The following is an 18,695-nucleotide window of genomic DNA, read 5'->3' as shown; positions in this document are numbered from 1 at the left end:
TCTCTCGGCTCTCCGTTGGGCCGTTATTGCTGGGCGCGCGTGGCGGCTTCGTCGTCGTCCATCGCCTCGATCATCGCGAACACGATCTCCTCGATCCGCGCGGCGAGCTGGCGGATGGTCGGCGCCTGGAACAGGTCTCGCAGCGTCAGATCGATGCCGAACGCCTCGCCCGCGCGCAGCACCACCTGGGTGCCGAGCAGCGAGTGACCGCCGAGCAGGAAGAAATTGTCGTCGACCCCGACATTGCCGCGGCCAAGCACGCCTTCGAGGATCTCGGCGAGCTTTGCTTCGGCCGGCGTCTCGGGCGCGGCGAACCCGGCCGAGGCGAGGGCGTTGGCGTCGCTCGGTTCGGGCAGAGCGCGCTTGTCGAGCTTGCCGTTGGGCGTCAGCGGCAGCGCGTCGATCCGGACGAACGCGCCGGGGATCATATATTCGGGCAGGGTCTTGCCGAGGAATTCGCGCAGTTCTTCGGCCGACAGCGGGTCCTTCTCGACGACATAGGCGACGAGCATGTCGCCGCCATCGGGCGAGGGCGCCGCGATCACCGCGCCCGAGCGGACGCCGGGATGGGTGCGCAGGACGCTCGCGGTTTCCTCGGGCTCGACGCGATGGCCGCGCACCTTGGCCTGGTCGTCGACGCGGCCGTGGAACGTGAGCTGGCCATCGGGGCGCCACGCGGCGCGGTCGCCGGTGCGGTAGAAGCGCTCGCCGTCGATCATGATGAAGGCGGCGGCGGAGAGCTCGGGCTGATGGCGATAGCCGCGCGCGACTTGCGGACCGCCGATATAGATTTCGCCCTGTTCGCCATCGGCAACGGCCTTGCGCTCGCCGTCGAGGATGCGGATCGTCGTGCCCTTGATCGGATAGCCGATCGCGGGAAGCCCGGTTTCCTCGTTGCCCGGCGGCACGATCGCCGACGTGGCGACGACGGTGCATTCGGTCGGGCCGTAATTGTTGACCAACGCGAAGGGCAGACCCGGACGCGGACGACCGAGCAGCCGATCGGCGCCGGTCAGGATGTAGCGGAGCTTGGTGCCCATCGCCCAATCGTCGCGGACCAGGTCCTGCGCAAGCGCGGTGGGAACGAAAGCGACGGTGACGCCCTGGACGATCAGCCACGCGCGCAACCGCTCGTCCGAGGTGCGGACGTCGTCGGTCGCCAGCACCACCGAGGCGCCGGCGCACAGATACGGCCAGACTTCCCAGACCGAAGCGTCGAAGCCGAGACCGGCAAGGTGGCTGCCGCGATCGTCGGCGGTGACGCCGAACGCCTCGTTATGCCAGCCGATCAGCCAGGAGAGATTGGCGTGGGTGACCTCGACGCCTTTGGGCTTGCCGGTCGTGCCCGAGGTATAGATGACATAAGCGAGCGCATCGGGATCGTTGGGCGCCGCGGCGAGCGGCTCGGCGGTAGCGAGCTCCGGGGCCTGCCAGTCGAGCGTGACGACCGGGGTCGGGCTATTGGGCACGCGCGCGGCAGTGTCTCCGCGGCCGACGACGAGCGCACAAGCGGCTTCCTCGACGATCGTCTGGAGGCGGCCGTCGGGCCAGCTCGGATCGAGTGGCAGATAGGCGGCACCCGCTTTCCATGCGCCGAGCACGACGACGAGTTGGTCGAACGAGCGCTCGAGGCACACGCCGACCAGCGATTCGCGACCGACGCCCTGCGACGCCAGCCAGGCGGCGACGCGGCTCGCTTGGGCGTCGAGCTCGGCATAACTGAGCACGCCGCAGGGTGCGACCAGCGCGGTGGAATCGGGATGGCGCTTGGCGATCTCCGCGACGACATGCGGCGTCGAGAAGGGCGGCGCGACGAAAGCGGCGGCGCGGGTTGCCGGGGATTCGCCGCCCTGCGACGAATGGAGCGATGCGTTGTGCTGACTAGCCATAGGCTCGCGCTTAACCGATCAGTCGTTTTGAAACGTTTAAAGCGGCGGCAACCCTCTCGTGCCCGCTGCTCGGCGAAGAGCGGTTAAGAGAGGCCGAGTAGTGAAGGCCGCGTTAACCATCGTCGCTCAACGGATCGAAACGCGTCCCGGGCAATATCCTGCTTATGGGGGAGGGCCTTCAGAACCGCGATGTCGCGTGGACATCACCCCCGCCGCGCGTCGACAAGCCGCGCGTTTCGGGCATCGATCTGTTTCGCGGCGCGCTGGTCGTCCTGGTCATCCTCGGCCATTTTGCCGAACTGAGCCAACGCCACCATTTCCTGACCTGGTTCGGCATCGGCTTCCGGATGCCGCTGTTCATCGGCCTGACCGGTTATCTGTTCAACCTCGAACTGGCGCGCAGCCTGTCGTCGGCGGGACTGCTGCGGAAATATTATGACCGCATGGTGCTTCCCTGGCTCGCCGCCTGTGCGGTGGCGGTGGTGATCACCGGCTCGATCGCGTGGTTCTCTCCATTCTATGCGGTGATCCGCCCGCCTTATCATTTGTGGTTCGTGCCGGTCATCCTGGCCTTCATGTTCGCGGCGAAGCTGTGTCGCCTCGGTCCCGCGACGATGCTGGCGATCGCCATCCCGATCAGCATTGGTTCGATGTACGTGTTCGGCGTCGGGCACGATGTCTGGCAATTCGGCGCCTGGACGCCCGACCGGCGCTATTTCATCTATCCGATCTATTTCACGCTGGGGATGTGGGTCGCGCGCCGCCCCGCGCCGACGCGCGAATATCCGCTGCTGCTAGTCGCGTTTGTCGGGCTGCTGTGGTGGTCGCGTCTGTACGATCATCCCTCAACTCCGGCCGAGGCAGCCGCCGAACTGCTGCTGTGCGTTCCGCTGATCGCCTTGTTTCCCTGGTTGCGGCGGATAACGTTCGACATTCCGCTGATCAGTGCGATCGGCCGGGACAGCCTGTTCTTCTACCTTTGGCATCCGCTGGTGTTCGCCTTGTGGTCCGCCTGGGGATTTTCTGGCGCGCCTCTACTGGCGCTCGCGGCCGGCACGACATTGGCGACTTGGGTGGCGATCGCGCGCTTGCCCAATTTGTCAGGTGTGCTGGGCGTGCGGCCGGTCGCCTCGCCGGCTCCCGCCGCAGCGATCGGAATGCCCGATGCCGCATCACCCGAGGGCGCGGTATGAGCACGGCGTTCAGACTGTGCCGCACGGGCATGATGACCATCGCCTGGATCATGGTGTTGCCGTGCCTGCTCATCCTGATCGGCGCGGTCGTGCCGATCATCCCGTGGTTTCGTATCTATGCGTTGGGCGTCGTACCCAACCACACGTCGTGGCTGTTCCTGTGGGGGATCGTCGCGCTGTTGATCGGGTTGCTGGCGAATTCGCTGTTCAAATCCCGGGCCGCGATCGCCCTCGTCGTGACCGCCGTCGTCACCATTCTCGCGACAACCTGGGTGATGCTCCACTTGCTCTATATCGCGCAGGTCAACGGCGCGCGGATCAACGTCGTCCGGGCGCTCGACTTGCGCGAAGTGCGGGACGGCGCGCGCCCCGACGAAAGCCGAATCTATTCGCGGCCGGGCGGCGAAGACCTGTGGCTCGATATCTACCACCCCGCGCCAAACCCAGCCGGCACCTTGAGTCCGGTGCTGATCGCGGTGCATGGCGGAGGCTTCTTCCAGGGCAGCCGATCGTTCGGCGCCGCGAACCAGCGCTGGTTCGCCGACCATGGCTGGACCGTGGTCAGCATCGACTATCGGCTGGCCAGAGACGATCGGCCGACCTGGAATCTGGCCACGCGCGACGTGCAATGCGCGCTCGCCTGGACTGTCGCCAATGCGGGCGCGCTGCACATCGACCTCGATCGCGTGACGCTGACCGGCGGGTCCGCTGGAGGCAGCCTGGCGATGGCCGCCGGATATCTGGCCAATGCCAAGCGCACCGACCCGGAATGCGGCCCCGCCATTCCGCACATCGCGGTCGTGGTCGCCAAAGCGCCGCTGATCGATGTCATCGGGTCGTGGTATTATGCTAGCGAATTGCGTGACGAGCAGCGTTCATACCTGACGCGCTATATCGGCGGGTCGCCGCGCGATTATCCCGATCGTTATGCCGCGATCGATTTGCGCCATTTCCAATTCCCCAGCAATCCGCCGACGCTGATCCTGGGCGGAGCCTCCGATCCCTTGTTATCGCCGGAAGCCGGGACGGATTTCGTGCGCAAGGCAAATACCGCCGGTCTTGAGGTCCACCAGATCCTGTTTCCCTATTCGGGGCATGATTTCAACACGACCTATAACAGCATCACCAACCAGGCGATGCGGCAGATCATCGCGCAATTCATCGTCGACCATGGAGCGGGGCCGAAGCTAACCGGACTGACGTTCGCGGACTGACTGGCGTATCCGTTCCTGGATCGGCCGGGCTGCTTTCGCACGCGGTCAAGCGCCGCCCGATCGCTCGGCTATTCAGTCAGCGGGCTTGAACCGGTCGGGGTGCGCCGCGGCGACCGCGTCGATCTCGGTCAGCCGCGCATCGATCTCCACCAGGCGGGGAAAGGCCTCAAGTTGGGTTTCCAGCCGTCGCGCATTGTACATTTGGGGCACCAGGCAGACGTCGGACAAATCGGGCGATCTCCCGCCTAGGAAGGCGCCGCTGCCAGCCATGGTCTCCAGCGCAGTGAAGCCCTCGATGATCCAATGGCGGTACCAATCGTCGCGCGCCGCCTGATCTACACCCATCTCGTTCAGCCGGCGCAGGACGCGCAGATTGTCGACCGGGTGGATGTCCGCGGCGATCACCAGCGCGCGTTGCAGGGTCATGGCGCGGGCGAGCGCATCAGCCGGGATCAGCCGCGGACTGGGAAAACGCGCGTCGAGATAGTCGATGATCGCCAGGCTCTGGCCCAGAATATGGCCGTCAATCTCCAGCGTCGGCACCAATCCCTGCGGATTGACCGCGAGATTTTCCGGTGAAACGTGCTCACGCTTGAGCAGATTGACGTCATGACGCTCATAGTCGACCTGCTTCATCGCCAGCGCGATGCGGACACGATAGCTCGCCGACGAGCGCCAATAATCGTGCAGCCTTATCGTCACAGCATCCCCATGCCGGCAGCCGCCGCTTCGGCATCCTCCTCGGCGGTGCGTTCCGAATTGCGCTCGAGCGCAACCTTGATCATCGCGGTCAGCGGGTCGGCGAGCGCGAGGCCGAGCACGCCGAACAGGGTCGAGGCGAGAATCTGCATCGACAGGGTCAGCGCCGGGGGCAGATCGACCGTGCGCCGCGCGACCAACGGGATCACCACCCAGCCGTCGAAGGTCTGGATGACGAAATAGATGAAGATCGCCCACAATCCCTTGTCGACACCCGCGCTGAAACCGACCGAGATCATCAGGACACCGCTGACGAAGGCGCCGACATTGGGGATGAACGCCAGCATGCCGGTGATGATGCCGAGCACCAGCGCCATCGGAATCCCGGCGATGCTGAGCGCGATCCACATCAGCACGCCTTCGAACGCCATTCCCGCCAGGCGGCCGGCCAGCAGCCGCCGGAGCTGGGATGCCATCCGCCCGAGCGTGATCGAGAATTCGGCGCGATAGTCGCTCGGCACCATCCACTGCAGCCCGCGGTCATAGATGCGGGGTTCCATCGCGACGAACAGCCCGATGACCATGATCATGAACAAGGTCGTGACCGCACCGAGCGCAGTACCGATCCAGCTGGTGAGCTTGCCGACCGATCCCAACGCCTGTTGCGCGAGGCCCTTGAGATCTTCGGCTCCGGGCAGGATGCCCTGCGCTGCCGCCCATTGCGACATGCGGTCGGCCTGGATTTCGAGCGTGGCCTGGAGCTGTTGGAACTGGATCACCACGCCCGCGCCCGTCTTGTAAAAGACGATTCCGATGAAGGCGATCGTCAGGATGACGACGATCAGCAACCGCCAGCTGCGCGCGATCGGCAAAGCGCGGCCCAACAGCCGCACGCCGCCGTCGAGCATCGAGGCGAATACCAGACCCGCCAGAATGATGAGGATCGGCTGGATCAGGATCACCACCAGCGCCATCGTCGCGGCGAGCCCCAGCCAGACGGCCGCGCGCTTCAGCTCGCGGCGCATCTCGGGATCGCGCATTTCGTTGGGGCTGGGCTCGGCGACCAGCGCTGGGGTGTCGTCGGCCATTTATTTATCCCGTGCCGGGTGGAGCGAGGTACCCGCGCGGCCGCCGCGCAGCCCGCCCCACCAGGTCAGCGGGTTCCAGGTCGCCCTGCCGTTCTTGGAAAAGGTGACGAACTCGGCGCGGCCGCCGATATATTCCCACGGCACCGGGCCGCCCAGCCCGCCTTGGTCGAGCGCGATGCGGCTGTCCGCCGAGCGCTCGCGGTTGTCGCCCATCAGGAAGACATGGTCGGGCGGCACCACGCGCGGGCCGTAATTGTCGCCTTCGTAATAGCTCGGACCGCTGTCCGGCGTACCGCGGCTGAGATCGACCGTTTCGAAGCTGCGCCCGTTGGGCAAGGTCTCGCGGACCAGCGGCAACCGGCAAAAATGCTTGTTCGCCGGACCCTGCAGGCCACCGGGGATGTCGCAGGTCGTGCCATATTCCTCACCTGTCAGCGCCACGCCGCCATAATCGGGCAGGTCGACATAGTGAACCGGGCCGCGCTTCACTGGTACATTGTTGATGAACACGACGCCGTTGCGCACCTCGATTCGGTCGCCCGGCAGCCCGATCACGCGCTTGATGTAATCGGTGTTGCGCCCGGGAGGCGTGACGATGACGACATCGCCGCGCTCGGGCAGGCGGCCGAACAGTCGGCCGTGGATGAAGGGCAATTGCACGCCCCAGCTTTCCTGCGGCTTGTGCTGGACGAGATCGCGCCACATCGCGATGGGGTTGGGCAAGGTGGGCGAGATGAACGACCAGCCATAAGCATATTTGGCGACGACCAACTGGTCGCCGACCTCGAGCCCCGGCAGCATCGATTCGGACGGGATGTAGAATGGCTTGGCGATGAAGCTGTGAAAGCCGAGCACGGCGAGGATCAGCCAGAAGATGCCGGCAATCTCTTTCCAGACGGCGTGTGCGCCCGCACGCCACTTGTCCGCGGGCGCGGGCTTGGCGGTTTCGGCCGGTGCCACGGGGTCGAATTTTCCGTCGTTCAACGCCAACTCGTCACTCATTCGTCATTCCCGATACCATGTCTCGACCCGATAGCATCATCCGGGGCCGGCCGCGCCTCGATCACCACGAAGGCCTGCGCCCAGGGATGATCGTCGGTTAGTGTTACATGTATATAAGACACGTGGCCAGCCGGTGTGATCGCGTCGAGCCGTGCTTTCGCGCCGCCGGTCAGCGCCAGGGTCGGCGCGCCCGATCGCGCATTGACCACACCGATATCGCGCATGAAGACGCCGGCCTTGAACCCGGTGCCGACCGCCTTGGAAAAGGCTTCCTTGGCGGCGAAGCGCTTGGCCAGCGTGCCGGCCTTGGTGAACGGGCGGCGATTCGCCTTGGCACGCTCGCCGCACCCCCATCCGGCCGCCCATAAGATACCATGACTGGGCGGCCGGGTGGGCGCGCGGGCCGGCMCCGCGCGCCTCTACGCACATCAGCGCGCCCATCAGGCCGTCGCCCCAGCGAAAGCTGGGGTCTCGTGCCGCAAGCGCGCGCTCCGAAGGCCTGAGATCCCAGCTTTCGCTGGGATGACGGGATCGAGCTAGGCTCACCTAGCCTCATCCATCAGAGCACGCATCCGCCGCACCACCGGCGCCAAGCCGTCGAAGATCGCCTCCCCAATCAGGAAATGCCCGATATTGAGTTCGCGGATCTGCGCGATCGCGGCGATCGGTACGACATTGTCGAAGGTCAGGCCGTGGCCGGCATGCGCTTCGATCCCGTTCTTGGCGGCGAGCGCTGCGGCATCGGCGATTCGGCGGAGTTCGACGGCGCGGTCTTCACCGTCCAGCTCGCAATAGCGGCCGGTATGGATCTCGACCACCGGCGCGCCGAGGCTCAGCGCCGCCTCGATCTGGCGCGGGTCGGGCTCGATGAACAAGGAGACGCGGATATTGGCCGCGCCCAGCGCGCGGACCATCGGCGCCAGGTGATTGTGCTGGCCCGCGGCGTCGAGGCCGCCTTCGGTGGTGCGCTCCTCGCGCTTTTCGGGAACGATGCACGCCGCGTGCGGTCGATGACGCAGCGCGATCTCCAGCATCTCGTCGGTCGCCGCCATTTCGAGGTTGAGCGGGATCGGGAGCTCGGCCGACAGCCGCGCGATATCGTGGTCGGTGATGTGGCGGCGGTCCTCGCGCAGATGCGCGGTGATCCCGTCGGCACCCGCCTCGGCCGCGAGCAAGGCGGCGCGCACGGGATCGGGATAGCCGGAGCCGCGCGCGTTGCGGACGGTCGCGACATGGTCGATATTGACGCCCAGGCGCAGGCGTTCGGAAGGGGAGCCGCTCATCTGACGCCCCAGATACGGGCCCGGTTCGAGGCGCGCAACGTCATGTCTCTGCGAAAATCGACTCCCGCGCTTGAAGATTGCGACGCGGGCGGCGTATAGGCCCGGGCCAGACGGGCCAAATCCGCGACTTATGGGGCCGCTGCCGCGGCTCAAATGCTTGAACAGGGTGACGCGACAATATGCGCTTTACGGTTGTGAAAACAGCGATGCTGGCGGCGGGGCTGATGCTCGCCGGCGCCGGCCAGGCCGCGCCACAGGCGCCCACGGCGCCGCCGCCCGCCACCGCCGCGACTCCGGCGGCGACGACTGCCGCTCCTGCCGGGGCCATCGTTGTCACGGCGGTGCCCAAAGGGACGCCGGATGCCAAGGCGGCGCCCGCGGCTAACGATCCGTTGCTGTCGATGGACGGCGCGCCACCGATGAAGCCCGTCGCAGGGATCGGCCAGCCGGTCGATGGTGAGATCGGTCTCCAGCCGCAGGTGACCAAGAATGGCGAGCGTGCCGCCTGGTTCCACAACGGCCCGCTGCTCTGGACGATCACGATCATCTCGGTGTTTGTGCTGCTCCTGCTGCTCTGGGTGATCTTCCGCTATAACCGCCGGTCAAACCCGGTGCCGTCGAAGACCGCGCACAACACGATGATCGAGGTCGTGTGGACCTTGCTCCCGGTGGTCATCCTCGTGCTGCTGGCGATCCCGTCGATCGGCCTGCTCCAGGCGCAATTCGCGCCGCCGCCGAAGAATGCCATCACGCTCAAGGTGACCGGCAACCAATGGTATTGGACCTATAGCTATCCGGACAATGGCGGGTTCGAAATCACCGCCAACCTGCTCAAGGAAAAGGACGAGGTCGGCCCGGGCGAGCGCGCGCGCACCGACGACGACGGTCCCCGCCTGCTGGCGGTCGACAATCGCGTCGTGCTGCCGGTCGGCGTGCCGATCCGCCTGATCACCACCTCGGCCGACGTCATCCACAGCTGGGCAATGCCGGCATTCTGGATCAAGCTCGACGCCGTCCCCGGCCGCCTCAACGAGACCAGCTTCACGATCGAGAAGCAGGGCCTCTATTTCGGCCAGTGCTCGGAATTGTGCGGTCCCAAGCATGCGTACATGCCGATCGCGGTCGAAGCGGTTCCGCTCGACGTCTACAACAAATGGGTTGTCGCCAAGGGCGGCAAGGTCGCCGGTGCGGCCGAACCCGCCGCGGCGCCGGCTGCTGCCAATGCGTCGGCTCCGGCGGATGCCAACACCGCCGCACCCGCGGACAATATGACCGCCTCCGACAATGCCGCTGCCGGCAATTCGACTGGACAGTAAGACAATGAGCGATATCGCCCTCACGCCCAACGCCTTCGAGGCGCATCACGGCGGCCACGAGCATCATCATGACGCGGATCACAAACCGGGCTTCTTCGCCCGCTGGTTCATGTCGACCAACCACAAGGATATCGGGACGCTGTACCTGATCTTCGCGATCACCGCGGGGATCATCGGTGGCGCGATTTCGGGCCTGATGCGCGCCGAATTGATGCATCCGGGCATCCAATATCTCGGTTATTGGGCCAATACGCTCAATCACATTCGTGGCGGCGGCGACGTCAACATGGACCAGGCGCGCCATTTGTGGAACGTGCTGGTGACGGCGCACGGCCTTATCATGGTGTTCTTCATGGTCATGCCGGCGATGATCGGCGGGTTCGGCAACTGGTTCGTGCCGCTGATGATCGGCGCGCCGGACATGGCATTCCCGCGCATGAACAACATCTCGTTCTGGCTGCTGATCCCCAGCTTCACGCTGCTGCTCGCCTCGCCATTCTTCGGTGGTGCGGATGGCGGTGCGGGTACCGGCTGGACGGTCTATGCGCCGCTATCGACGCAGGAGGCGGGGCCATCGGTCGACATGGCGATCCTGTCGTTGCACTTGGCGGGCGCGAGCTCGATCCTGGGCGCGATCAACTTCATCACTACCATCTTCAACATGCGCGCGCCGGGTATGACCCTGCACAAGATGCCGCTGTTCGTGTGGTCGGTGCTGGTCACCGCGTTCCTGCTGCTGCTGGCGCTGCCGGTGCTCGCCGCGGCGATCACCATGCTGCTGACCGACCGCAATTTCGGCACGACCTTCTTCCAGGCCGAAGGCGGCGGTGACCCGATCCTCTACCAGCATCTGTTCTGGTTCTTCGGTCACCCCGAGGTGTACATCATGATCCTGCCGGGCTTCGGCATGATCAGCCAGATCATCGCCACCTTCTCGAAGAAACCTGTGTTCGGGTACCTGGGCATGGCGTACGCGATGGTCGCGATCGGCGTGGTCGGATTCATCGTGTGGGCGCACCACATGTTCACCACCGGCCTCAGCGTGAACACCAAGATGTACTTCACCGCCGCGACGATGGTGATCGCGGTGCCGACCGGCATCAAGATCTTCTCGTGGATCGCGACGATGTGGGGCGGCTCGCTCAGCTTCAAGACCCCGATGGTCTGGGCGATGGGCTTCATCTTCATGTTCACCGTCGGCGGCGTGACCGGCGTCGTGCTCGCCAATGGCGGCGTCGACGACTACATGCAGGACACGTACTACGTGGTGGCGCACTTCCACTACGTGCTCAGCCTCGGCGCGGTGTTCTCGCTGTTCGCGGGCTTCTATTACTGGTTCCCGAAAATGTCCGGCCGGATGTACAACGAGCTGCTCGGCCATGTGCATTTCTGGGTGTTCTTCATCGGCGTGAACGTGCTGTTCTTCCCGATGCACTTCCTCGGCCTGCAGGGCATGCCGCGGCGCTATCCGGACTATCCCAACGCGTTCGAATATTTCAACAAATTCGCGACGATCGGCTATATGATCATGGCCGCGGGCATGGCCATCTTCTTCATTAACCTGATCTGGTCGCTGATCGCGGGCAAGAAGGCGCCCGACAATCCCTGGGGCGAAGGTGCGACGACGCTCGAGTGGACCTTGTCGAGTCCGCCGCCGTTCCACCAGTTCGAAACGCTGCCCGTCATAGACGGGGGTGATTCCCATCATCATTGATCGGTACTGATCCGGCAACGGAGCGCCCCGGAAGTTTCCGGGGCGTTTTCGTTTCGGCGCAACCGCTTTGCATGCCGCCGCGAGCCGCTTATAGGCCCCCTCAACCCATGACCACCGAGACCATCGCCCTTCCTGCCGACTGGCGCGATTTCCTGGCGCTGACCAAGCCCCGGGTGATGACGCTCGTCGTCTTCACCGGGCTGTGCGGCATGCTCGCGGCACCGGTTGCGATCCACCCGGTGATCGGCTTCACCGCGATCCTGTGCATCGCGCTCGGCGCGGGCGCGGCGGGGGCGCTCAACCAATGGTATGAAGCCGATATCGACGCCAAGATGAAGCGCACGCGCGGGCGGCCGCTGCCGGCCGGGCGGATGCGCCGCGACTCGGCGTTGCAATTCGGTGTCGGGCTGGGTGTGTTCTCGGTGTTGCTGATGGGGCTCGCGACCAATTTGCTCGCGGCGGGCATCCTGACGGCGTCGATCCTGTTCTACGTCTTCATCTACACGATCTGGCTCAAGCCCAGGACGCCGCAGAATATCGTCATCGGCGGTGCCGCCGGTGCCTTTCCCCCATTGATCGGCTGGGCGGCGGCGACCGGTAGTCTAGCGCCGCTGCCGGTGCTGCTGTTCGCATTGGTGTTCCTGTGGACGCCGCCGCATTTCTGGGCGCTCGCACTGTTCGTGAAGACCGATTACGCCAATGCCGGCATTCCGATGCTGCCGGTGGTCGCGGGCGAGCGCGCCACGCGGACGCAGATCGGACTCTATACCATCCCGATGGCGGTTGCCGCGGTGGCGCCCTGGCCGCTCGGGCTGACCGGCGCGATCTATGGCTGGGTCGCGGTAGCGGCAACAGCCTGGTTCGCGCTGCTCGCGGCGCAGATCACATTCCGTACGACCGGTGCCGAGGATCGCATGCGCCCGGAAAAGCGCCTGTTCGCTTATTCGATCGCCTATCTCTTCATCCTGTTTGGCGCGGTTGTCGCCGATCGGTGGCTGGCATGACTCCCGACCAACAGAGACTCGCGGCGCAACGCCGCAATGCGCGCGCACTGGCGCTGGTGCTGGGCATGCTGGTGATCCTGATCTTTGCGCTCGCCATCGCCAAGATCGGACTGGGTTGGTCGCACGAGTGATGGCGATGCAGCGGACCACACGTACAGCACTTCTGGCCGTGATCGGCGTATGCTGCTCGACCGGCCTCGCCTGGGCCAGCGTGCCGCTCTATCGCATGTTCTGCCAGGCGACGGGGCTCAACGGCACCACCGGACGGGCGCTGCGGGCGCCGGGCGCGGTGGACGGCAAGGTCACGGTCGCGTTCGACACCAACGTCGCACCCGGCTTCAAATGGAATTTCAAGCCCGAGAACGAGTCGGAAACGATCGATATCGGCGCGCGCGACATGGCGTTCTTCGATGCGACCAACACGTCCAGCCAGACGCTGACCGGTACCGCGACGTTCAACGTCACCCCGGCGCAGGCGGGGATATATTTCAAGAAAATCCAGTGCTTCTGCTTCACCCAGCAGACGCTCAAGCCCGGCGAGACCCAGCGCATGCCGGTGATCTTCTTCGTCGATCCGGCGATCCTCAAAGACCCGGACGCGCGCGATATCCAGACCATCACGCTCAGCTATACGTTTTACCCGGTAGATTCCGCGAAAACGCCAAGCTAGAGGCTTAATCAAACCAGTCTAACGGGGACCGACATGGCCGGCGCCAAGAACCACGATTACCATATCCTGCAACCCGATCCCTGGCCGCTGATCGGCGCGATGTCCGCGCTGGCGCTGGCGTCGGGCGGTATCATGTGGATGAAGGGCGCGCATTACGGTTCGCTGTTGTTCGGCTTCGGCCTGATTTGCGTGCTGTTCACGATGTTCTCCTGGTGGTCCAACGTCATCAAGGAAGCGCATCAGGGCGATCACACCCCGGTCGTGCAGCTCCACCTGCGCTACGGCATGGTGCTGTTCATCGCCTCCGAAGTGATGTTCTTCGTCGGCTGGTTCTGGGCGTTCTTCGATTTTTCGCTGTTCCCCGCGCCGGTCGTGTGGGACGCCGCGAGCAAGACGGCGAGCCTGGCGACCGAGAATATCGCCGCCGCCTCGGTCTGGCCGCCCAAGGGCATCGAGGTCATCAACGCCTTCCAATTCCCGTTGCTCAACACGATCATTCTGCTGCTGTCGGGCACGACGGTGACCTGGGCGCACCATGCGCTGATCCACAATCAGCGCGGCGGCGCGATGAAGGGCCTATGGGGTCTGCTGGGCGTCGGCGAGAATGACGGCGTCAAGAAGGGCCTGTGGCTGACGATCGTGCTCGGCGTGCTGTTCAGCTCGATCCAGGCGTATGAATATTCGGAAGCGCCGTTCCCGTTCAAGGGTCTCAACTATGGCGCGTCGTTCTTCATGGCGACGGGCTTCCACGGCTTCCACGTGCTGATCGGGACGATCTTCCTGACCATCAACCTGATCCGCGCGTACAAGGGCGACTTCACCCCGAAGCAGCATTTCGGCTTCGAGGCAGCGGCCTGGTATTGGCATTTCGTCGACGTGGTGTGGCTGTTCCTGTTCATCACGATCTACGTCTGGGGTGGCTGGGGCGCGCCCGTCCACGCCGGCTGATGACTGAGGCGCGACCCGACGGGGGCTCTGCGCCCGCCGTGGTCGCGCCGGTCCAGGTTGCGCTGCGCGGTCTCTGCCCGCGCTGCGGGGCGCCGACCTTGTTCTCCGGTTGGGTGCGCTTTGCCGATCGCTGTTCCGCCTGCGGGCTCGACATTTCGGCATTCAATGTCGGCGACGGTCCGGCGGCGTTCCTGATCCTGATCCTGGGCGGGGCGATCGTCGCTGCGGCAATCACGCTCGAACTGTCGCTATCGCCACCCTTCTGGGTTCATGTGCTGCTCTGGATTCCGCTGAGCGCGGCCGCCGTGCTGCTGGCGTTACGAGTGTCGAAGGCAGGATTGCTCGCGCTCGAATATCGCAACAAGGCGCGCGAATTCCGCAGCGAGGGCCCGCGATGAAGCGCTTCCCGATTGTGGCGACCGTGCTGGTGGCCTTGGCCGTGACCGCGATGATTGCGCTGGGGTTCTGGCAATTGCAGCGGCGCGGGCAGAAGCTCGCCGAATTGGCCGTGCTCGCCGCCAACCCGTCGAAGCCGCCGATCGCCTTCCCGATCCCGGCGATCGGCGACGATTTGCTGTTCCGCCGCGCCGGCACCTTCTGCCTGAAACCGGTCAGCTTCGCGCTCGACGGCGCGGGCAAGGCCGGGTTCCGTGTCATCGCGCGATGCGCCACGGGGGCCGAAGGGCCGGGCTTTTCGGTCCAGCTCGGCACGACGCACAATCCCGAGTTCAAGCCCAAATGGACCGGCGGCAAGGTCGACGGAATGATCAGCCACGCGCCGTCGAGCACCCCGCTGATCGCGACATTGTTCGGCAGGGCCGCGCCCAAGGAATTGCTGTTGGTGGCCAATACGCCGGCGCCGGGACTGGCGGCGAACGAGATGCCCAGCATCGAGTCGATCCCCAACAACCATCTCGCCTATGCGGTGCAATGGTTCCTGTTCGCCGGGATCGCGGTGATCATTTATCTGCTGGCGCTGCGCCGCCGCGCTCGTAAGGGGTAAGCATGCAATATGTGAGTACGCGCGGGGCAGCGCCTGCGCTCGGTTTTCGTGAGGTCACGCTGGCCGGATTGGCGAATGATGGCGGATTGTACCTTCCCGAGGCGTGGCCGACGCTGAGCCGCGACGAGATCGCCGGGCTGGCTGGTCTATCCTATGTCGAGACCGCGGTCCGGGTGATGGCGCCGTTCGTCGGCGACGCGCTGAGCGAGAACGAGCTGCGCGATCTGTGCACCCAGGCTTACGGCCGTTTCTCGCACGACGCGGTGACGCCGCTCGTCCAGCTCGATCACCGGCAGTGGCTGCTCGAATTGTTTCACGGCCCGACCTTGGCGTTCAAGGACGTCGCGCTGCAATTGCTCGGGCTGCTGTTCGAGCGCTTCCTGGCGGGCACCGACCAGAAGCTGACGATCGTCGGCGCGACCAGCGGCGATACCGGATCGGCGGCGATCGATGCGGTCGCCGGGCGGACCGGGGTCGAAATCTTCATGCTCCACCCGAAAGGGCGGGTGTCCGACGTCCAGCGCCGCCAGATGACCACGGTGTTCGCGCCCAACGTCCACAATATCGCGATCGAGGGCAGTTTCGACGACGCCCAGGCGATGGTGAAGGCGATGTTCAACGCCAATGCCGCCGGGACCGGCCCGCTCGGGCATCTGACCCTGTCGGCGGTCAATTCGATCAACTGGGCGCGGCTGATGGCGCAGGTGGTCTATTATTTCTACGCCGCCGTCCGGCTCGGCGCGCCCGAGCGGGCGATCGCCTTTTCGGTGCCGACGGGCAATTTCGGCGATGTGTTCGCCGGCTATGTCGCGGCGAAGATGGGACTGCCGGTGGCGAAGCTGATCGTCGCGACCAACGTCAACGACATTCTCCACCGCGCGCTGTCGAGCGGCGACTATTCGGCCGCCGGGGTGGTGGCGACGCCGACCCCGTCGATGGATATCCAGGTGAGCTCGAATTTCGAGCGGCTGCTGTTCGACGTCGGCGGACGCGATGGCGCGACGATGGCGGCGCAGATGGCGGGGTTCGAGGCGTCGAAGGCGATGCGGCTGACCAACCAACAGCGCGAAGGCGCGGCGGATCTGTTGTCGAGTGCGCGGATCGACCTCGACGACATGGCGTTGGCGATGCGCTGGGCGTGCGAGCGCGCCGGGCAAGTGATCGACCCGCATACCGCGATCGGTCTCGGCGCGGCGCGGCAGGTCGACGTGGACGCTCCGATCGTGACCTTGGCGACCGCGCACCCGGCCAAGTTCGGCGATGCGGTCGAGCGTGCCACCGGCGTACGCCCGGTCCTGCCGGCGCGGGTGGGCGATTTGTTCGAGCGCGAGGAACGGTACGAGACGCTGCCAGCGACGTTCGAGGCGGTGACGGAGTACATCGCTAAGACGGCGGCCTGATGCACAGACCCTCACCCTTCCGGCGCTTCGCGCCTCCCTCCCTCTCCCGCATGCGGGAGAGGGAATGGGCCCGCCCGGCGCMGCCGGGGGGGAAGGGTGAGGGTCTGTCGAAGGCCATCGTATGAACCTCGACACCATGATCGGTGAGCCCTGGGCGGACTACGGGCTGGTCGACTCAGGCCATGGCCGCAAGCTCGAACGCTATGGCCGCTTCCGCTTCATTCGCCCCGAACCGCAGGCAATGTGGGCACCAGCAAGCCCCGACTGGAAGGCCGACGCCGAGTTCATCCCCGGATCGGACGAGGAAGGCGGCGGGCGCTGGCAATATAGCGGCCAGGTGCCGCGCGACGGCTGGCCGATGAAATGGGACGATGTCGGCTTCACCGCGCAGACCACGCCGTTCCGTCACCTCGGGTTCTTCCCCGACATGGCGCCGGTATGGACTTGGATGCGCGAGCGGCTTGCGGGCCTGGACGAGGCGGAGGCGCTCAACCTGTTCGGCTATACCGGTGTCGGCACCCTGGCATTGGCGTCCAAGGGCGTGAAGATGGTCCATGTCGATGCCTCGAAGAAATCGGTCGAAGGCGCACGCGCGAACGCGCGGCTGGCTGGCCTCGATGACCGGCCGGTACGTTGGATGGTCGACGACGCGACCAAATTCGCCGCGCGCGAGGTGCGACGCGGCCGGCGTTACGACGGAATCCTGCTCGACCCGCCCAAGTTCGGCCGCGGCCCCGAGGGCGAGGTGTGGCGGCTCGAGGAAGGGCTGCCGGGGCTGATCCAGGACTGCCGTCAATTGCTCGACGAGCGCTCGCGCTTCCTGTTCCTGACCGTCTATGCCGTGCGGATGTCGGCACTGGCGATCGGTGAACTCGTCAGCCAGGCTTTCGCCGATCTGCCCGGCAAGGTCGAGGCGGGCGAACTCGCGGTTCGCGAGGAGGCGCGCGGACTGTTGCTGCCGACCGCGATCTGGGCGCGCTGGAGCCGGTGAACGGCCGTAGCTGGTAGATGCCTGTCGGCCCGCTTTCGCGATCCGTCGCGCCCGTGCCTCGACAGCTGAAAGGGGCCGGTTTTCCACTGCCCGACGAACATGCTATTCTCCGCCGACATTGCGGGGAGCGGTCCAATGCATCGGTTTCTGAGCACCTTGACCATCCTGTTGGCAGCGACATTGGCTGTCCTTCCTCGCACCGCTGTCGCCCAGCGCGCCGGCACGCTCATCGCCGCGCAGCCGGTCGGGGACGCTCCCGCCAATGTCCGGGCCTGGCGGATCGAATATTGGACCAGCGGGGATCGCAACCAGCCGATCCGGGTGACGGGCATGGTCATCGCCCCTCGGGACCGCTCCAGTGCCGGTCCGCGACGGGTGATCGCCTGGACGCATGGCCTGATCGGCATCGCGAAGCGCTGCGCGCCTTCGCTGGGCAATACCAACTTCACGCTGATCCCGGCGCTCGATGAGGTCGTCCGCCGCGGCTATACCGTCGTCGCGCCCGATTATCCCGGGCTCGGTTCCGACATGGTCCATCCCGTGCTGGTCGGCACCAGCGAAGGTAAGTCGACGCTCGACGCGGTCCGTGCGGCGCGGGGCATTCCCGAAGCCGAAGCCGGATCGCGCTTCGCCGTCTGGGGCGAATCGCAAGGCGGGCATGCCGCGTTGTGGACCGGCCAGCTGTGGTCGAGCTACGCCCCCGATCTGCAACTCGTCGGGGTCGCGGCGATCGTGCCGCCGACCGACCTGCACCGCAATTTCAAGGAAGGCAGCGACGCCCGCGTCCGCGCCCTGCTCACTGCCTATACCGCGACGAGCTGGTCGCGTTATTACGGCGCGTCGATGTCGATCCTGGGACCGCGCTCGGTCCAGAACGTGATGACCCGGCTGGCCGACAACAATTGCGTGAACTTCGACGCCAAGCCCAAGCTCGGCACGATCATCGGCATCGTCATCGCCCAGCGCGCGATCCGCAATCTCGACCTCGGCACGAAACAGCCCTGGGGACGGTTGATGCGCGAGAACAGTCCGTCGGCTGCTGCCATCAAGGTGCCGGCGCTGATCGCCACCGGGACCGGCGACACCATTGTCGCCCCGGCCGTGGTGCGCGATTTCGCGCGCGCCGCCTGCGCCTCAGGCAAGACGGTGCGCTTCATCTCGGTGCCGGGCGGCGAACACGGCACTGTCGCCCGTACCGAGGCGGAAATGACGCTCGGCTGGATCGATGCGCGCTTCGCGGGAGGGCGGGCGCCGAGCAATTGCGGGTCGTTCTAAGCGCCT

General features: G+C 65.6%; 18 protein-coding genes and 1 pseudogene. 13 read left to right on the top strand and 6 right to left on the bottom strand.

Annotated elements, in window-relative coordinates; translation table 11 throughout:
* Positions 1-23: 23 nt before the first annotated feature.
* Positions 24-1,889, bottom strand: a complete 1,866-nt coding sequence (locus AC1DSD_RS13815; protein ID WP_478030860.1) for a non-ribosomal peptide synthetase — start codon at positions 1,887-1,889, stop codon at positions 24-26.
* A gap of 164 nt (positions 1,890-2,053) precedes the next feature.
* On the opposite strand from AC1DSD_RS13815, the gene AC1DSD_RS13810 reads away from it, so the two are divergent.
* Both AC1DSD_RS13810 and AC1DSD_RS13805 read left to right on the top strand, forming a co-directional pair.
* Entirely contained in the window at positions 2,054-3,082 is a 1,029-nt protein-coding gene (locus tag AC1DSD_RS13810) for an acyltransferase family protein (protein ID WP_478030859.1), read from the top strand.
* Positions 3,079-4,296, top strand: coding sequence for an alpha/beta hydrolase fold domain-containing protein (locus AC1DSD_RS13805; RefSeq protein WP_478030858.1), 1,218 nt, complete (start codon positions 3,079-3,081; stop codon positions 4,294-4,296). The genes AC1DSD_RS13810 and AC1DSD_RS13805 overlap by 4 nt, the downstream gene beginning before the upstream one ends.
* Before the next feature lie 72 nt (positions 4,297-4,368).
* Here the strand turns inward: AC1DSD_RS13805 and maiA are convergent, their stop codons facing one another.
* From maiA to AC1DSD_RS13780, 5 genes and pseudogenes are all read right to left on the bottom strand, one after another.
* Positions 4,369-4,998 (bottom strand): maleylacetoacetate isomerase, encoded by a 630-nt coding sequence (maiA, locus tag AC1DSD_RS13800; protein WP_478030856.1) that lies wholly within the window; start codon positions 4,996-4,998, stop codon positions 4,369-4,371.
* Entirely contained in the window at positions 4,995-6,083 is a 1,089-nt protein-coding gene (locus tag AC1DSD_RS13795) for an AI-2E family transporter (protein WP_478030855.1), read from the bottom strand. Before AC1DSD_RS13795 ends, maiA begins: the two co-directional genes overlap by 4 nt.
* Positions 6,084-7,085: a signal peptidase I gene (lepB, locus tag AC1DSD_RS13790; RefSeq protein ID WP_478030853.1), complete on the bottom strand. Its 1,002-nt coding sequence runs from the start codon at positions 7,083-7,085 to the stop codon at positions 6,084-6,086.
* Positions 7,082-7,426 (bottom strand): annotated as a pseudogene (locus AC1DSD_RS13785) (holo-ACP synthase); the annotation flags it as partial. The pseudogene AC1DSD_RS13785 and the gene lepB, both read right to left, overlap by 4 nt.
* 201 nt (positions 7,427-7,627) lie before the next feature.
* Positions 7,628-8,368, bottom strand: coding sequence for a pyridoxine 5'-phosphate synthase (locus AC1DSD_RS13780; protein WP_478030851.1), 741 nt, complete (start codon positions 8,366-8,368; stop codon positions 7,628-7,630).
* A 179-nt stretch (positions 8,369-8,547) separates the two neighbouring features.
* On the opposite strand from AC1DSD_RS13780, the gene coxB reads away from it, so the two are divergent.
* From coxB to AC1DSD_RS13725, 11 genes are all read left to right on the top strand, one after another.
* Positions 8,548-9,684 carry a cytochrome c oxidase subunit II gene (gene coxB, locus AC1DSD_RS13775; RefSeq protein WP_478030849.1) on the top strand — a complete coding sequence of 379 codons (1,137 nt, stop codon included), beginning with the start codon at positions 8,548-8,550 and terminating at the stop codon, positions 9,682-9,684.
* A gap of 4 nt (positions 9,685-9,688) precedes the next feature.
* Positions 9,689-11,398, top strand: coding sequence for a cytochrome c oxidase subunit I (gene ctaD / locus AC1DSD_RS13770; RefSeq protein ID WP_478030847.1), 1,710 nt, complete (start codon positions 9,689-9,691; stop codon positions 11,396-11,398).
* A gap of 107 nt (positions 11,399-11,505) precedes the next feature.
* The gene (locus AC1DSD_RS13765; protein WP_478030845.1) at positions 11,506-12,402 is read left to right on the top strand and encodes a heme o synthase; all 897 of its coding nucleotides are present in this window, start codon (positions 11,506-11,508) and stop codon (positions 12,400-12,402) included.
* A complete protein-coding gene (locus tag AC1DSD_RS13760) occupies positions 12,399-12,533 on the top strand; it encodes a hypothetical protein (RefSeq protein ID WP_478030843.1) in 135 nt (44 codons plus the stop codon). Before AC1DSD_RS13765 ends, AC1DSD_RS13760 begins: the two co-directional genes overlap by 4 nt.
* The gene (locus tag AC1DSD_RS13755) at positions 12,533-13,072 is read left to right on the top strand and encodes a cytochrome c oxidase assembly protein (protein WP_478030841.1); all 540 of its coding nucleotides are present in this window, start codon (positions 12,533-12,535) and stop codon (positions 13,070-13,072) included. The genes AC1DSD_RS13760 and AC1DSD_RS13755 overlap by 1 nt, the downstream gene beginning before the upstream one ends.
* Before the next feature lie 33 nt (positions 13,073-13,105).
* Complete coding sequence (locus tag AC1DSD_RS13750; protein ID WP_478030839.1) at positions 13,106-14,020, top strand: cytochrome c oxidase subunit 3; 915 nt, start codon at positions 13,106-13,108, stop codon at positions 14,018-14,020.
* Positions 14,020-14,418, top strand: coding sequence for a DUF983 domain-containing protein (locus AC1DSD_RS13745; protein WP_478030837.1), 399 nt, complete (start codon positions 14,020-14,022; stop codon positions 14,416-14,418). The genes AC1DSD_RS13750 and AC1DSD_RS13745 overlap by 1 nt, the downstream gene beginning before the upstream one ends.
* Entirely contained in the window at positions 14,415-15,023 is a 609-nt protein-coding gene (locus tag AC1DSD_RS13740; RefSeq protein ID WP_478030835.1) for an SURF1 family protein, read from the top strand. The genes AC1DSD_RS13745 and AC1DSD_RS13740 overlap by 4 nt, the downstream gene beginning before the upstream one ends.
* A 2-nt stretch (positions 15,024-15,025) precedes the next feature.
* Complete coding sequence (gene thrC, locus AC1DSD_RS13735) at positions 15,026-16,423, top strand: threonine synthase (RefSeq protein ID WP_478030833.1); 1,398 nt, start codon at positions 15,026-15,028, stop codon at positions 16,421-16,423.
* Positions 16,424-16,544: 121 nt separating this feature from the next.
* The gene (locus AC1DSD_RS13730; protein ID WP_478030832.1) at positions 16,545-17,414 is read left to right on the top strand and encodes a class I SAM-dependent methyltransferase; all 870 of its coding nucleotides are present in this window, start codon (positions 16,545-16,547) and stop codon (positions 17,412-17,414) included.
* A gap of 135 nt (positions 17,415-17,549) precedes the next feature.
* Positions 17,550-18,689 carry an alpha/beta fold hydrolase gene (locus AC1DSD_RS13725; protein WP_478030830.1) on the top strand — a complete coding sequence of 380 codons (1,140 nt, stop codon included), beginning with the start codon at positions 17,550-17,552 and terminating at the stop codon, positions 18,687-18,689.
* The last annotated feature ends 6 nt before the right edge of the window (positions 18,690-18,695 follow it).

It is taken from the genome of Sphingomonas sp. P4_D12, assembly GCF_056401895.1.
This window is presented reverse-complemented; position numbering and strand designations above follow the sequence as displayed.

Excerpts from the sequence above, each read along its gene's own strand:
- AC1DSD_RS13730 (WP_478030832.1), top strand. The coding sequence starts at position 16,545 with ATGAACCTCGACACCATGATCGGTGAGCCCTGGGCGGACTACGGGCTG.
- AC1DSD_RS13740 (WP_478030835.1), top strand. The coding sequence starts at position 14,415 with ATGAAGCGCTTCCCGATTGTGGCGACCGTGCTGGTGGCCTTGGCCGTG.
- AC1DSD_RS13760 (WP_478030843.1), top strand. The coding sequence starts at position 12,399 with ATGACTCCCGACCAACAGAGACTCGCGGCGCAACGCCGCAATGCGCGC.
- AC1DSD_RS13755 (WP_478030841.1), top strand. The coding sequence starts at position 12,533 with ATGGCGATGCAGCGGACCACACGTACAGCACTTCTGGCCGTGATCGGC.
- thrC (WP_478030833.1), top strand. The coding sequence starts at position 15,026 with ATGCAATATGTGAGTACGCGCGGGGCAGCGCCTGCGCTCGGTTTTCGT.
- AC1DSD_RS13725 (WP_478030830.1), top strand. The coding sequence starts at position 17,550 with ATGCATCGGTTTCTGAGCACCTTGACCATCCTGTTGGCAGCGACATTG.
- AC1DSD_RS13750 (WP_478030839.1), top strand. The coding sequence starts at position 13,106 with ATGGCCGGCGCCAAGAACCACGATTACCATATCCTGCAACCCGATCCC.
- ctaD (WP_478030847.1), top strand. The coding sequence starts at position 9,689 with ATGAGCGATATCGCCCTCACGCCCAACGCCTTCGAGGCGCATCACGGC.
- coxB (WP_478030849.1), top strand. The coding sequence starts at position 8,548 with ATGCGCTTTACGGTTGTGAAAACAGCGATGCTGGCGGCGGGGCTGATG.
- AC1DSD_RS13810 (WP_478030859.1), top strand. The coding sequence starts at position 2,054 with ATGGGGGAGGGCCTTCAGAACCGCGATGTCGCGTGGACATCACCCCCG.
- lepB (WP_478030853.1), bottom strand. The coding sequence starts at position 7,085 with ATGAGTGACGAGTTGGCGTTGAACGACGGAAAATTCGACCCCGTGGCA.
- AC1DSD_RS13815 (WP_478030860.1), bottom strand. The coding sequence starts at position 1,889 with ATGGCTAGTCAGCACAACGCATCGCTCCATTCGTCGCAGGGCGGCGAA.
- AC1DSD_RS13795 (WP_478030855.1), bottom strand. The coding sequence starts at position 6,083 with ATGGCCGACGACACCCCAGCGCTGGTCGCCGAGCCCAGCCCCAACGAA.
- AC1DSD_RS13780 (WP_478030851.1), bottom strand. The coding sequence starts at position 8,368 with ATGAGCGGCTCCCCTTCCGAACGCCTGCGCCTGGGCGTCAATATCGAC.
- AC1DSD_RS13745 (WP_478030837.1), top strand. The coding sequence starts at position 14,020 with ATGACTGAGGCGCGACCCGACGGGGGCTCTGCGCCCGCCGTGGTCGCG.
- AC1DSD_RS13805 (WP_478030858.1), top strand. The coding sequence starts at position 3,079 with ATGAGCACGGCGTTCAGACTGTGCCGCACGGGCATGATGACCATCGCC.
- AC1DSD_RS13765 (WP_478030845.1), top strand. The coding sequence starts at position 11,506 with ATGACCACCGAGACCATCGCCCTTCCTGCCGACTGGCGCGATTTCCTG.